The following is a 12,949-nucleotide window of genomic DNA, read 5'->3' on the forward strand; positions in this document are numbered from 1 at the left end:
TTTTTATGAAGAATCACGAATCCGATCCAAAGTCCAAGCACCATATGCTCCAATCCACTGGCGGCGACCAGAAGAGTCTCGACGAAGTTAACGGGACTGTCGAGGTCCCGCAAAATGCCGGTTTCTGGCGTACCCTGATGGCCTATACCGGTCCGGGTGCCCTGATTGCCGTAGGGTATATGGACCCCGGTAACTGGATTACCTCCATCGCCGGTGGTGCCAACTACAAGTATGCGTTACTAACCGTGGTCTTGCTCTCCAGTCTGGTCGCCATGCTCTTACAAGCCATGTCAGCTAGACTCGGGATTGTGACCGGGAAGGATTTAGCGCAACTCACTCGAGAGCGAACCGGTAAGAAGACCGGTTTCTTCCTCTGGGTCGTGACTGAACTCGCCATCATGGCCACCGATATTGCTGAAATCATCGGTTCAGCCATCGCCCTGAAGTTGTTATTCGGCTTCCCGTTAATTGTCGGGATTCTGATTACCACCGCTGACGTCTTAATCCTCTTGATCCTGATGAAACTCGGATTCAGAAAGATTGAAGCCATTGTGGCAACCTTGGTTGCCGTCATCCTCTTCGTCTTCTTATATGAAGTTATCTTAGCCCAACCAAATGTTGGCCAGATGCTGAAGGGGTACCTTCCTTCCAGTAAAGTGGTGACCAATCAAGGTATGCTCTACCTATCCTTAGGGATTGTCGGGGCAACTGTGATGCCTCATGACTTGTACCTGGGGTCATCCATTTCACAAACTCGGAATTTCGATCGGAAAGATCGGAAGAGTGTGGCCAAGGCCATCCGCTTCACCACGATTGATTCCAACATCCAATTGACGTTAGCCTTCGTTGTGAACAGTTTGCTCCTGATCTTAGGAGCCGCCCTCTTCTTCGGAACCAACAGTGACTTGGGCCGGTTCGTCGACCTGTTCAACGCTTTAAGCGACAGTAAGATTGTCGGTGCGATTGCCAGTCCAATCCTGAGTATGCTATTTGCTTTAGCCTTACTGGCTTCCGGTCAAAGTTCCACAATTACGGGGACCCTGGCTGGTCAAATCATCATGGAAGGCTTTATTAACCTGAAGATGCCACTCTGGGCACAACGGGTAATCACCCGACTTCTTTCAGTGACACCAGTGGTGATCTTCGCCATTTACTACCATGGTAATGAAGCAAAGATTGAAAACCTGTTGACACTCTCACAAGTATTCTTGAGTATTGCGTTACCGTTCGCCATGATTCCACTGGTGATGTTCACCAGTAGCAAGGACCTCATGGGTGAGTTCGTCAATAAGACGTGGTCACGAATCCTTGGCTGGATCATTGCGGTAATTCTAATCATCTTAAACATCTACCTCATCTTAAATACGTTACATCTCGCCTAAACCTGACGAGTCGCCCGGCCGCCTTGGCCGGGCTTTTCTTTTACCGTTAGTTTGCCTCCAGTCTTACTAACCATTGACTTCTCCGTACTCACCAGCTATAACTAAGAAAAAAGCGAGGTGGTCTCATGACTGATTATCGAGTTTCTAAAACCATTGTCCTCAAGTCTCCAACGCCAGACGATGCACCGGCGTTGTTCGAGCTCGTCGATGCCGACCGGCAGACCTTACGCCAGTGGTTGCCTTGGGCGGATGATACCGAAACGGTAGCAGACGAGGCAGCCTTTCTGCGCGTTTGTCAGCGCCACATGGTGAGTGGTGAACTCTGGCTGGCCGTTATTTGGGTCAATAATCGACCGGCAGGCATGATTGACCTACACAACATCCATGATGGTCAGGCCGAGGTCGGTTACTGGCTCGGGAACGTCTTTCAAGGCCGCGGTATCATGACACAGTGCCTTAAGACGGTCGAACAGATTGGCTTTGCCGTCCTTCACCTACGCAAGCTATTTCTGTTGGCAGCGAGTGCCAACTTCGCCAGTCAGGGTGTGGCTAAGCGCCGACACTTTCAAGTAGAAGGTCGCTTGCGTCAACAGATTCCCGATAATCATGACGGGTATCGAGATGCTGTATTATTTGCAAAGTTAGCCTCTGACTAATTTCTTTTAGCGCAATTTAAAGGCAGTGTGGTCCCAAAATGGACGCACACTGCCTTTTTTAATTTCTTTGAATTTACGTGGCCGAAACGTGTCAGCTAGGGCAGCCAACTCCGCTTAACTCCGTCAAGAAAGTCATCCAGGTTCGAGATGATTCCCTTGGCGACGTTCATGCTTGCCAGCTAATCGCCCTGGCTGACACGCTTACTACGACTAGGCTCTTTGCCCACCGTCCACCGTAAACTCGGCACCATTAGCGAATGAAGATTCGTCGCTACCTAGGTAGACACAAACTTCACCGATGTCCTGTGGCTTGCCTAAGTGACCCACTGGCACCGTCTTGGTGATTTGTTCCTTAGCGGCTGCGGGGATGATGGCCGTGTCAATCCAGCCTGGATGAACGGAGTTAACACGGATATCAATCCCGCGTTGGGCTAAGTTCAAGGCCGTCGCGTGGCTCAACATCCGACTTCCACCCTTGCTAGCAGAGTAAGCTGGCGCCATTGGTAGCCCGATCAACCCGGCAACTGAGGACACATTAATGATGGACCCCTTGGCGTCGTTGGTCTTCTGCATCGTCTTGATAGCGGCCTTTTCACCTAAGAAGTTAGCCGTCAGGTTGATGTCAATAACCTTCTGCCAGTCAGCTAATGACAGGTCTTCAATGGCCGTGTTAGGGCCTCCAATACCGGCATTGTTAACCAGAATATCTAGTTTACCAAATTTTTCAATGGTTGCATCGATAACCTTTTGCCAGTCGGCTTCCTTGGCAACATCTTGTTGCACGAAGAGACTCACGTCATCCCCGAACTTTTCGACAGCTGCATGACCGCCATCAACGTTATGGTTAGCGGTGATCACAACCTTGGCTCCCTCGCGAACGTAGCACTCTGCGATACCGAGGCCGATTCCAGCAACCCCACCGGTAATAATGGCAACTTTACCCTTTAAACGATCAGTCATATCAAATCATCCTTTCAATCTTTTCTATTGTTCAGAATATCACACTCAACGGTTAGGGGAAAATAATTCTCTCACTTAATGGGTGATCGGCACTACTTGTTTGATGACTACCTTAATGACAGTACTTTTCATTTCAGACTTAATTTCCAATAAAAAAATCCGAGACCTGCGCGCCCCGGATTTTTAGTCTTTATTCGTTTAAATTAAAACTTGTGGGCTAAGACTAAGCCACCCGTTTCATCATCATTTGGATGGTCGCGCTTAACCACGAGTTCCTGGTTGACGAAGCTAAAGATCCCGCTCTGCCCGAGTTCACGGCCAAAACCAGACTTCTTGACACCACCGAATTCAAGTTCCGGTAGGGAGCTGAAGAAGGTGTTGACAAAGACCATTCCCGTTTCAATTCGAGAGGCCAATTCTGCCCCATATTCGGCAGTGCCAGCAAAGACGATACCACCTAAACCATAATCGGCATCGTTAGCCAAGGCGATAGCTGCATCGTCATCCTTAACCTTGTAAACCTGAGCAACGGGACCAAACATTTCCTTCCCGTATGCTGGATTATCCTTGGTAATATTGGTTAAGATCGTTGGCATGAAGAACTGACCATCGTCATCGATTGGGTCGTGAACGTAGTAAGCCGTTGCGCCACCAGCAATGGCTTCGTCGACTTGAGCCTGTAACTTGTCCTTGGCCCGCTTAGAATTCATTGGTGCTAACGTTGTCGATGGATCCATTGGATCGCCCATCTTAACGGATGAGAAGGCGGCCTTCAAGGAAGCCAAGAATTCATCGTAATTGTTTTCGGTCACAATGAACCGCTTAGAAGACGTGCAGACCTGACCAGCGTTATATAAACGTGCCCGTGGTGCAATGGCATTGACATCAGCCATATTAGCATCGTGAGCGACGATGAAGGCGTCGACCCCACCCAATTCCATCGTGGTCTTCTTGAGGTGTTCACCAGCAACCTTGGCAACGGCAACTCCGCCACGTTCAGAGCCGGTTAAAGCAACCCCTTGAACCCGCTTGTCAGCAACGACATCGGAAACTTGGTCGTAGGATAAGAACAGATTGGTTAAAGCCCCTTCAGGCGCTCCTGCCCGCCGAACAGCGTCTTCGAAAGCCAAGGCTGAAGCTGGCGTAATTGCGGCGTGCTTGTAAACGATTGGGTCACCCACGGCAAAGTTTGGTGCGAAGATCCGCATCATTTGGTAGTAAGGGAAGTTCCAAGGTTCCACAGCCATCATGACACCCAGTGGATGGTTCTCCAATTGGGCTTCACCAGCAATAGACGCGATGGTCCGAGGCTTCAGAAGTTCCTCGGCGTGGTCGGCATAGTAGTCGGCAATCATCGCACACAGAATCACTTCACCCTTAGCTTCACCGATCAGCTTACCCATGTCCACCGTTAACACCTTAGCGAGACTATCCGTCTCATCTCTGAAAATCTGTGCCAACTTGTGGAGTACGGGAATACGACTGGATACGGGATCGTTCCGCCACTTCAAATAGAGTTTTTGTGCCTTTGCTAAACTTTCTTCGACATACTCAGGAGTTGCGTCCTCATAAGTCTTCACAACTTCATTGGTATAGGGATTGGTTGTTTGATAAGCCATTCTACTCTTCCTCCTTATCGGGGTCATCAGCGTTCACAAAGTAACCCCTTACATTTGCCACTATACCCTCATAGATTGCGGAACGCCAGTATTTCGTTTGTGACTTTTTATTCAAGCTATTTTGTGAAATAGCACACGGATTTAAAGCGCTCTCATAAATTTCCAACAAAATTGGTCTATGACTGAATTCTGGGTAAAACCACGAGATCGTGACTGATTAATTCCCCTCAAGTATGACAGCTAAACCGGCAAATATGTTCAAACATCACAAGGGTTAGAAGGTTCGCCAATTGTTCAAACTAACCGACGACGCTTTACCCCTCCAGCCACGTCCTTTGAAGATGTGGGACATCAAAAAAGCGACTCTCAAGATGAGAGTCGCTCCGTAAGCGTTTAGCTTAACTTCCAACGGTCCAAAATCCCGTTGAACAGACGGTTGGCCGTGGTAATCTGGTCCAACACCGTCCGGGGGCTAGCAGTAAAGTTATCGTTCGCCCACTTATTAATTATTCCCAACGCGCCAGCGGCAATAAACTCCGCCGACGTGTCGATCACGTCTTCCTTTAAGTAACGGTACTCGGGCATTGCGTGGAGTAAAATTGACAACCGCGACGCCACAAACTCATTCGCAGACTGGCGCCAAACGCCACCATCATACGGATAGGCATTCAAAAAAATTTTCGAATGATCAGCGATTCGTTCCAATAATTGGATCGTTGCCGGCCGCCAATTTTCCAGCGTCAATGCCGTCGGTTGCTCATGCCGTGGGGCGTCCACGATAAAATGTTCGTAAACAAAACCCAGCAATTCATATTTGTCGGCAAAGTAGTAGTAGAACGTTTTCCGGTGAACTTCTGCTTCGTCAGCGATCTCACGGACCGTGACCTTGTCAAACGTATTGTGGTTCAACAGCGAAGCCAAGGCCTCCGCAATACGCTCCTTAGTTTCCGATGCAGCCATCGTGATACCTCCAATCATACACACCATTTAGATTTAGATTTTGATTTTGCACGTTACTAGCATCCCCCCCGGAAGCTAGTAACCTTAACTAACATCCTAAGCTGACTAAAATTATACGCGTCTTCGCGCCAGATAAAACCCTTTTTTCAGAGAAAATGTCAGTTAGTTGCTTATTAGTTATAACTATCAACTATAACCTCGACTATCCTTTAAACAGCCTCGATTATAGCATAACCACTGATACATTGTACGATACTTTTGTGCACAATAGGTCATTAAGCCGTAAAATTTCGAAAAAATCGGCATTTTCTTCGTCAATTATCGATCTGCCAAGTCATTTTAACGATCCTTCCAGTTCTAGTAGCCAACGCTTGCGCTTCAGGCCCCCAGCGTAACCAGTTAAATCCCCATTTTTACCGATCACACGATGACAAGGAATAATCAAGCTGATTGGGTTATGACCAACCGCACCCCCGATAGCACGGGCACCGGGGTTATGTCCCAGCTGCATCGCAACCTTATCCGCAATTTCACTATAGGTCCAAACTTGACCATATGGAATTGTCCGTAACACTTGCCAAACTTGGCGTCGAAGCGGTGTCCCGCTAGGCCGAACCGGGAAAGTAACGGATGGTTGTGCGCCGCTGAAGTAAGCGGTCAGCCAGGTAGTCAGCTGGTCAAATACCGGATAATCGCCAATGGGCGTCGCCTCGGGTAACGTGCTCCCAAAGTGCTGCTGATCAACAAACCACAGACCCGTAATGGCCGTTCCATCGCTGGACGCGGTCATCGATCCCAGCGGCGTTTCAATCTGCTTTTGCCACATAATGATCACCCTTTTTTACTTATTTTATCATTAAAAAAGACGATAGGCTAACATTACTCAATTAAATTTTTCGCGAAATCATTCTGTACGATGGTTAGCCCACCGGCCTTCAGGTCTCGATTGGCCCTTGGCCCTCCCAACCACGCACTCTATCCGCAAACTAACGCTGTTAATTATTCCTTCATTTGGTTTAAAAGTGGCTTGATGCTTGTTGTTTTTTGGTCACTTTCCAACTGCTCGCCGCCAGTTGTCGGGACACGCCCCATCGATCACGGTTAATCGATACCCTCGCTAACTTTTCAGAGTCGTCTTGACGACTCGCCGCGGCTATGGCTAACAAGAAATAAAAATAACCACATCAGTCGCCCAAACCAAGGACGTTCTCATGTGGTTATCTCGTCGTACCGATTTAAATTTTAGTGATACAGGTCGAATCGGCCCTTACTAAAGACCGTACTCAAATGAGCACTTTCCAGTAATGAACGGTCGGTGATGACCTTCTTCATGGCAGAAGCCACGTAACCCTTGATCTTACGGTTACTACTGAAAATCTCACCGATACCATCGCGGTCACTCAGTGAAGCAACCGTCCCAACGGACTTGTAGACGAATGGCAAGGTCTCACGGCCACGTCGTTGTAACCCGATGTTCTTAGCCGCTTGTGCGCCCGCCGCCAAAGCAATTTGTGCCGTGGTTGGATATGGGCGTTCGCTATCAGCATCCATGACAGCGGCCACATCCCCAACGATATAAACTTCGGGATGATCAGCTAAGGACAGATCAGGCTCAACGACAACTCTGTTTCGGCGCTGTTCAAAACCGGAATCTGCGATAACTTGCGATCCACTAACCCCCACGGTCCAAACGATCGTGTTCGCCGTCTCTTCGTGTTCTTCATCATTGCCATCACTGTAAACCACTGCGCCGGGCTTGATTTCTTTAATATTGGATCCTAATTTCATCTCCACGTTGTGCTTGGCCATGAAGGCCATCGCATAGTCTGCCAAAGACTTGTCAAACATTGGCAGAATGGCTGGGGAACGTTCCAGGCAGACCAGCTTGATGGCTGGCGTGTTGTATCGCGTCTGAAGTTTTGGCAGCGACTGGGTTAATTCACCCAGGAGTTCAATCCCAGTGAACCCAGCGCCACAGACGGCGACCACTAAATCATTAGGATCTTGACTCTGAGCATAACCCTTTACCTTAGCCTCAATGTGCCGGTAAACGGCCTCAGAAGTTTCCAAGTCATCCATTGGCAAGGCATTCTCTTCGGCACCCTTCAAGCCAAACGTTTCAGACTGGAAGCCCAAGGCCACAATCAAATAATCATAGGTAATGGGTTCATGATCCGCCAATGTGACCTGTTTCTGATCGACATCCACATTGGTTACCTTGTCGCGAATAAAGGCCACGCGACTGCTAATCACATCGTTAATTTCATAGGTGATGCGGTCAGGGGCAATGGTCCCTGCTGCCACCTCGTGCAGATTGGTTTTTTCTGTATGGGTACTCGTCTTATCGACTAAAATAATTTTATCTTCACTGGGTACCTCACGCTGTAAGAACTTGATTGCCCGCATGCCTGCGTAGCCACCACCGAGAACTAAAATCGTTGCCATATTAAACGACCCCTTTTCTGCTAGAGTTCCCTGAAGTTCGGTTAGTTTGTTAATCCGTTAATTGACTAAGTCCATAAGCCCTTAGCCAATGACCACTCCCCCCGGAGAAATCAGCGGGTGACCTAGTCATCAGGGATGATTTACTTCTATTATACGAGTTATCAGGTGAAAAGCCATTGAAAGCGGTTTATTAAATATTTCACAAGGGGACCTCCTGCGCAGACAAGAAATTGACAAAGTGGTTAACCCCGTATGTCAGTCAGCTCAGACCTTGGCGAGTCACTTTAGCTGAAATCTCCTCACGAAACCTTTAAGGTAGAGGTTAGTTAAGTTAATTAGGTCTGGTGGGGTCATCATTTACGGTCATGCGATGCCGCCTTAGTCACCGCAGACTAACACCCAACACCAAATCACTCAAGGAGGACTTCTTCATGACAACATTAGTAATTGGTGCCCACGGCCACGTTGGCCAGCACATTGTCGAACAACTCGCAGCCCAAGGTGAAACCGTCTATGCCGGTATCCGCTCCGATACGCAGGCTTCAGAATTAAAGGCCTTAGGTGGCGAACCGCGCTTGGTCGATCTGATGGGGAGTATCGATGATCTCGTCGCAGCCATGGCTGGCATCGATACCGTCGTCTTCTCTGCTGGATCCGGTGGTCGCACTGGAGATGACATGACCCTAAACATCGATCTTGATGGGGCCGTCAAGTCCATGATTGCGACAGAAAAAGCTGGTATCAAACGGTTTATCATCGTCAGCGCCATGGGAACCGACGACCGGTCCTTCTGGCGTAAGTCTGGCATTCGCCCATACTACGTGGCGAAGTTCTACGCCGATGAATGGCTAAAACACCGTACCAACCTGGCTTACACCATCGTCCGGCCTGGTATTTTGACCAACGATGCCCCAACCGGTAAGATCACCACCCAGACGGCCGATAGCGAAACGAAGTCTGTCAGTCGGGCCGACGTGGCCGCGGTGGTTGCGGCTATCGTGGCACATCCCCAACCTAAGCAAACGATTGAATTCGTCAATGGCGACACGGCTATTGACACCATTATTCAGTAATTTAAGCCCTGTTAGGACGTCAGCCTCGTTGGTTGACGTCCTTTTTATCTCCCGAAAACCCGGTATTTCGGCCAGGCAGACCAACGCGTGGTTTTTATATTTCACACAAAACAGTACATAACCAACTAATTGGTATGAATTGTTTATCCCCGATGTGATAAAATAAGTTTATAAATGGTTAACCACTGGAAAGGAAATAGCGCATGAATTTTAAAGACTTAGCATACTTTACCCGATTAGTCGACCGTCAGAGCTTCTCTCGCGTTGCCGAAGATTTTCAGGTGACCCAACCCGCGGTATCGGCTGCGCTACGCCGACTGGAAAAAGAATTGGCTGTTCCTTTGGTCGATCGTCGGCAATCCCGTCGCGAGGTCACGTTGACCCCTGCTGGCAACCAATTCTACGCTCACGCTAGCCGTATCTTAAATGAATATCATCGTTCCCAACAAGACCTAGTCAGTCTGGAGAATGGTACCGTGCGTCTAGGCCTCCCACCAATTATTAGTCAAAACCTTTTACCACAATTGGCGCCGGCCCTGCAGGAAGCAAACTTATTCCAGGCATTAAAACCCGTCGAGGGGGGATCCAACCAAATTCTACAAAAGCTTTTAGCCGGTGAACTGGACGTGGCCTTTATTGGTACCGCAGGCAGTCTACCAGCCGATACCTTGAATGTAGAAGAACTCACCTCCGCAGAATTCGCCATTATCGTCAGCCAACAACATCCCCTAGCTAACCGCAACCGAGTCAACTTCAGTGAGTTTGTAGATGATCCCTTCATCATGCTAGAACCCGGCTACGTTCAAGATAACGTCTTTCATCAACTATCAGATGCTGGCATCACGCCACCGATCCGGTTCCAAACCAGCCAGGTTGAACTGATCAAGCAGCTGGTCGCGGTCAATGCCGGGGTCAGTCTACTGGTTGACCTGGCCATCTCACAGAGTGACCCACTGATCGCGTTGCCCCTACTCGATGACGTTCCACCATTTCGTATCTGCCTGGTCACACGCAAGGGACAACACCTTAACGCCGCCACTCAGGCCTTCATCGACTTGGCCCGTCGCGAACTAAAAGGAGCGTAACTCCCGGCGTTAGCCGACAATCACGCTCGAATTAGCTTCTATTCTACTGATTAACCCTTACTTTAATTGACGGTCGTCATGCTGGTTGTCCAGGTTCAGGGCACTGGCATTGACGGCCGTTTGGACTTGACTGGAAATTTTCTTGGTTGTAATCCGCTGCAAGTGGATCCGGGCCGGTTGAATACCGGCGTTGGGCCGGTCACTTAGCTGAATCGATGTCCGAATCTCAGGGGCATTGTCCCCCACCGTCGGCTTCGTTGCAGCGGAAGCCCCGGCAGAAGTTGCCAGTAAGGTCGTCACCGTCATAGCACCTAGCATAATTTTAGTCATCATCGTCTTAATTTTAGTCATTTTAACCACTCCTCAGTTAGTTGTTTTGGCTGTTCGCTTTCGATGTCTTAGTTATACCATGGCACGTCCCTGTTAATCTTGAGGCTAAAATAAGCCGGACATAAGAATTTCTTATTTTCCACCGCTAGTGTTATGGTATTATGCCATTAAACGCCACCATACGAAGGAGTATCACGAGTTATGAAAAATACAATTCTACTGGTCGAAGACGAGGAAGGCCTCGCCAGTTACGTTGCCAAGGAGCTGACCTTCGAAGACTTTACGGTCATCACGGCCGCAGACGGTGAGGAAGCCTGGGAAACGTATCAGAAAAAACGCGACGAGTTGCTTTTAGTTCTATTAGACTGGATGTTGCCAAAGATGGATGGCATGCAGGTTCTCCGCCGGATTCGTCAACACGATGACCTGCCCGTCATTATGATGACGGCCCGTGACTACCTTGGCGACAAGGTCACCGGCCTAGATACAGGCGCCGATGACTATATCACGAAACCCTTCGAAATCGAGGAACTCCTCGCCCGAATTCGGGTCATCCAGCGCCGCGCTGAACATCAAGCTGGTCGCGATCAGGCCTACCACTTAGCCGACCTGACCCTGGTTACCAAGACGCGTCAGGTCGATCGTGGGGGCCGTAACCTCCAGCTTACCCAGCGCGAATACGATCTCTTACTCTTCTTACTGCAACATCCCGGTCAGGTCTTTACCCGAGATGAACTCCTCGACAACGTCTGGGGAGTCGACTTTCTCGGCCAACAGAACGTGGTCGACGTCTACATCGGCTACCTTCGTAATAAAATTGACGTAGGCGACGCGCCGCACCTATTTCACACGGTGCGTGGCGTCGGCTACAGCCTAAAGGAAGATGATGCTGATGCGAACTAAACAACCGCGCTCTTACGCGGATATCATTCGTCATTCGTTTACCAGTCTGCTGGTAACGATTGGGATCGTCATCGTACTCACGGTCAGTATCACCCTAGTGGTCGACCAACTCACTCGCGCCCAGAACCAGGCCGCCCAGCTGAGTGCCAGCCTCCAAACCTCCCAGGTCAGCAACTTTCAGGACTGGCTCAAGATTAACCAAGCGAGTGGCCTGAACTCCCACAACACATTTGTCTTCATCAAACAAGCCAATGGCACCACCACGTCACTGCTCCCACGAGGTGCCGCACTTGCAGCGGCTAAGACCTGGTCGATTCCCTTCACCCATTTGACTTACTTCAAGGGCTGGGGACTCTACTTCTCCGAATCACTCAAAACAGGCGGTCGAACCTACGATCTCTTCATTGGAATGCACGTTCTGGTTGGCAATCTCCACATCTTAATTGCAGTCCTTATCATTATTATTGGTTTGAGCTTCCTGATTGGGCTGGCCTACGTTCGCCGATTAGCCAACCGGATTAGTGCTCCCACTATCACCTTGGCCCAGGCGGCCCAGCAGGCCGCGGCCAATCCCGAGAGTACCCAACCGGAACTACCGCGTCCTACAGAACCGGTAGAAGTGGCCCAACTAGCGCGCGACTTTAATCAGCTTCTAGCTGCTCAGAATGGTCGATTGCAACGCGAACGTCAATTTATCTCTGACGCTTCACATGAACTTCGAACTCCCATTGCCACCATCCGCGGCAATCTCAAATTAATCGAACGTCGCGGAGAACAGCATCCCGAGGTCATCCCTGAATCACTAGGCTTCATCGACCAAGAATCTCTGCGGATGCAACATCTAATTGAAAACTTACTCCATCTGTCCCGAGCGGATCGCGCCGCAGTCACCCTAGAGCCTCTGGATATCGCGCTCATGGCCCAAGGCGTCGTCGAGCACTACCAACCCCTGGTCAGCCAACCGTTGACGTTTAACGGTCCCGCAACACCAGCCATGGCTCTGGGTAATCAGGATATGCTCCACCAAATCCTGACGGCCCTCCTCGACAATGCCCACAAGTACTCACCAGAAGACCAGCCCATTGCGGTTACTGTCGCCACAACCAACGACCACGTCACCCTTACGGTGGCCGACCAAGGGATAGGGATCGCGCCGGAGAATCGCCAGCACATCTTTGAACGTTTCTATCGCGTCGATGCTGCCCGGTCCAATAAGATTACGGGTAACGGTCTGGGACTCGCCATCGTGTCACAACTGGTCCGTCTCAACCACGGGACAATTGCTGTCACCGACAACACACCTCACGGTAGTCGATTTACCATAACCCTGGCCACTGCAAAAGAAAAATAAGAAATTCTCAGGTAATCCTTAACTGAAATCAAGGACTAAAGTGACCTTTCCCAGGTATACTGGGTCCATAAATGATATCTGAGTGTTCATGACAATCTAGCGTGCCGCCTGCTTCAATCAGACGCCACCCGCCTGAAAGGTAGGCTTTGAGCGTGCCCCAAAGGCTGCCATGCCTGACCAACCCA

12 protein-coding genes are annotated in these 12,949 nt (G+C 49.7%); 6 read left to right on the forward strand and 6 right to left on the reverse strand.

From position 1 onward, the window contains the following. The first annotated feature begins 5 nt into the window (after positions 1 to 5). Both EKM71_RS04900 and EKM71_RS04905 read left to right on the forward strand, forming a co-directional pair. Entirely contained in the window at positions 6 to 1,382 is a 1,377-nt protein-coding gene (locus EKM71_RS04900) for an Nramp family divalent metal transporter (protein WP_125573536.1), read from the forward strand. A 125-nt stretch (positions 1,383 to 1,507) separates the two neighbouring features. Next, on the forward strand, positions 1,508 to 2,038 hold the full coding sequence (locus tag EKM71_RS04905) for a GNAT family N-acetyltransferase (RefSeq protein ID WP_125573537.1): 531 nt from the start codon (positions 1,508 to 1,510) through the stop codon (positions 2,036 to 2,038). Between the two features lie 210 nt (positions 2,039 to 2,248). Here the strand turns inward: EKM71_RS04905 and EKM71_RS04910 are convergent, their stop codons facing one another. The 5 genes from EKM71_RS04910 to EKM71_RS04930 form a co-directional block, all read right to left on the reverse strand. Continuing rightward, complete coding sequence (locus tag EKM71_RS04910; RefSeq protein WP_125573538.1) at positions 2,249 to 2,998, reverse strand: glucose 1-dehydrogenase; 750 nt, start codon at positions 2,996 to 2,998, stop codon at positions 2,249 to 2,251. A gap of 203 nt (positions 2,999 to 3,201) precedes the next feature. Beyond that, positions 3,202 to 4,617 carry an NAD-dependent succinate-semialdehyde dehydrogenase gene (locus tag EKM71_RS04915; RefSeq protein ID WP_125573539.1) on the reverse strand — a complete coding sequence of 472 codons (1,416 nt, stop codon included), beginning with the start codon at positions 4,615 to 4,617 and terminating at the stop codon, positions 3,202 to 3,204. A 393-nt stretch (positions 4,618 to 5,010) separates the two neighbouring features. Next, positions 5,011 to 5,577: a TetR/AcrR family transcriptional regulator gene (locus EKM71_RS04920; protein WP_125573540.1), complete on the reverse strand. Its 567-nt coding sequence runs from the start codon at positions 5,575 to 5,577 to the stop codon at positions 5,011 to 5,013. 334 nt (positions 5,578 to 5,911) lie between these two features. Beyond that, positions 5,912 to 6,403: a methylated-DNA--[protein]-cysteine S-methyltransferase gene (locus tag EKM71_RS11255; protein WP_125573541.1), complete on the reverse strand. Its 492-nt coding sequence runs from the start codon at positions 6,401 to 6,403 to the stop codon at positions 5,912 to 5,914. A 416-nt stretch (positions 6,404 to 6,819) separates the two neighbouring features. After that, positions 6,820 to 8,022 carry an NAD(P)/FAD-dependent oxidoreductase gene (locus EKM71_RS04930; RefSeq protein ID WP_125573542.1) on the reverse strand — a complete coding sequence of 401 codons (1,203 nt, stop codon included), beginning with the start codon at positions 8,020 to 8,022 and terminating at the stop codon, positions 6,820 to 6,822. 431 nt (positions 8,023 to 8,453) lie between these two features. On the opposite strand from EKM71_RS04930, the gene EKM71_RS04935 reads away from it, so the two are divergent. Both EKM71_RS04935 and EKM71_RS04940 read left to right on the forward strand, forming a co-directional pair. After that, on the forward strand, positions 8,454 to 9,095 hold the full coding sequence (locus tag EKM71_RS04935; protein WP_125573543.1) for an SDR family oxidoreductase: 642 nt from the start codon (positions 8,454 to 8,456) through the stop codon (positions 9,093 to 9,095). A 203-nt stretch (positions 9,096 to 9,298) separates the two neighbouring features. Then, on the forward strand, positions 9,299 to 10,180 hold the full coding sequence (locus tag EKM71_RS04940; protein WP_125573544.1) for a LysR family transcriptional regulator: 882 nt from the start codon (positions 9,299 to 9,301) through the stop codon (positions 10,178 to 10,180). A gap of 57 nt (positions 10,181 to 10,237) precedes the next feature. On the opposite strand, the gene EKM71_RS04945 is transcribed toward EKM71_RS04940, so the two are convergent. After that, positions 10,238 to 10,531, reverse strand: a complete 294-nt coding sequence (locus tag EKM71_RS04945; RefSeq protein WP_125573545.1) for a hypothetical protein — start codon at positions 10,529 to 10,531, stop codon at positions 10,238 to 10,240. A gap of 180 nt (positions 10,532 to 10,711) precedes the next feature. Here EKM71_RS04945 and EKM71_RS04950 point away from each other — a divergent pair, with 180 nt between their 5' ends. Further along, entirely contained in the window at positions 10,712 to 11,413 is a 702-nt protein-coding gene (locus tag EKM71_RS04950; RefSeq protein WP_125573546.1) for a response regulator transcription factor, read from the forward strand. Continuing rightward, on the forward strand, positions 11,403 to 12,764 hold the full coding sequence (locus EKM71_RS04955; RefSeq protein WP_125573547.1) for a sensor histidine kinase: 1,362 nt from the start codon (positions 11,403 to 11,405) through the stop codon (positions 12,762 to 12,764). Before EKM71_RS04950 ends, EKM71_RS04955 begins: the two co-directional genes overlap by 11 nt. Positions 12,765 to 12,949: the final 185 nt, after the last annotated feature.

This window comes from Levilactobacillus huananensis (genome assembly GCF_003946145.1).
Taxonomy (GTDB): domain Bacteria; phylum Bacillota; class Bacilli; order Lactobacillales; family Lactobacillaceae; genus Levilactobacillus; species Levilactobacillus huananensis.

Coding starts and splice junctions, on each gene's coding strand:
- EKM71_RS04900 (WP_125573536.1), top strand. CDS start 6: ATGAAGAATCACGAATCCGATCCAAAGTCCAAGCACCATATGCTCCAA.
- EKM71_RS04905 (WP_125573537.1), top strand. CDS start 1,508: ATGACTGATTATCGAGTTTCTAAAACCATTGTCCTCAAGTCTCCAACG.
- EKM71_RS04910 (WP_125573538.1), bottom strand. CDS start 2,998: ATGACTGATCGTTTAAAGGGTAAAGTTGCCATTATTACCGGTGGGGTT.
- EKM71_RS04915 (WP_125573539.1), bottom strand. CDS start 4,617: ATGGCTTATCAAACAACCAATCCCTATACCAATGAAGTTGTGAAGACT.
- EKM71_RS04920 (WP_125573540.1), bottom strand. CDS start 5,577: ATGGCTGCATCGGAAACTAAGGAGCGTATTGCGGAGGCCTTGGCTTCG.
- EKM71_RS11255 (WP_125573541.1), bottom strand. CDS start 6,403: ATGTGGCAAAAGCAGATTGAAACGCCGCTGGGATCGATGACCGCGTCC.
- EKM71_RS04930 (WP_125573542.1), bottom strand. CDS start 8,022: ATGGCAACGATTTTAGTTCTCGGTGGTGGCTACGCAGGCATGCGGGCA.
- EKM71_RS04935 (WP_125573543.1), top strand. CDS start 8,454: ATGACAACATTAGTAATTGGTGCCCACGGCCACGTTGGCCAGCACATT.
- EKM71_RS04940 (WP_125573544.1), top strand. CDS start 9,299: ATGAATTTTAAAGACTTAGCATACTTTACCCGATTAGTCGACCGTCAG.
- EKM71_RS04945 (WP_125573545.1), bottom strand. CDS start 10,531: ATGACTAAAATTAAGACGATGATGACTAAAATTATGCTAGGTGCTATG.
- EKM71_RS04950 (WP_125573546.1), top strand. CDS start 10,712: ATGAAAAATACAATTCTACTGGTCGAAGACGAGGAAGGCCTCGCCAGT.
- EKM71_RS04955 (WP_125573547.1), top strand. CDS start 11,403: ATGCGAACTAAACAACCGCGCTCTTACGCGGATATCATTCGTCATTCG.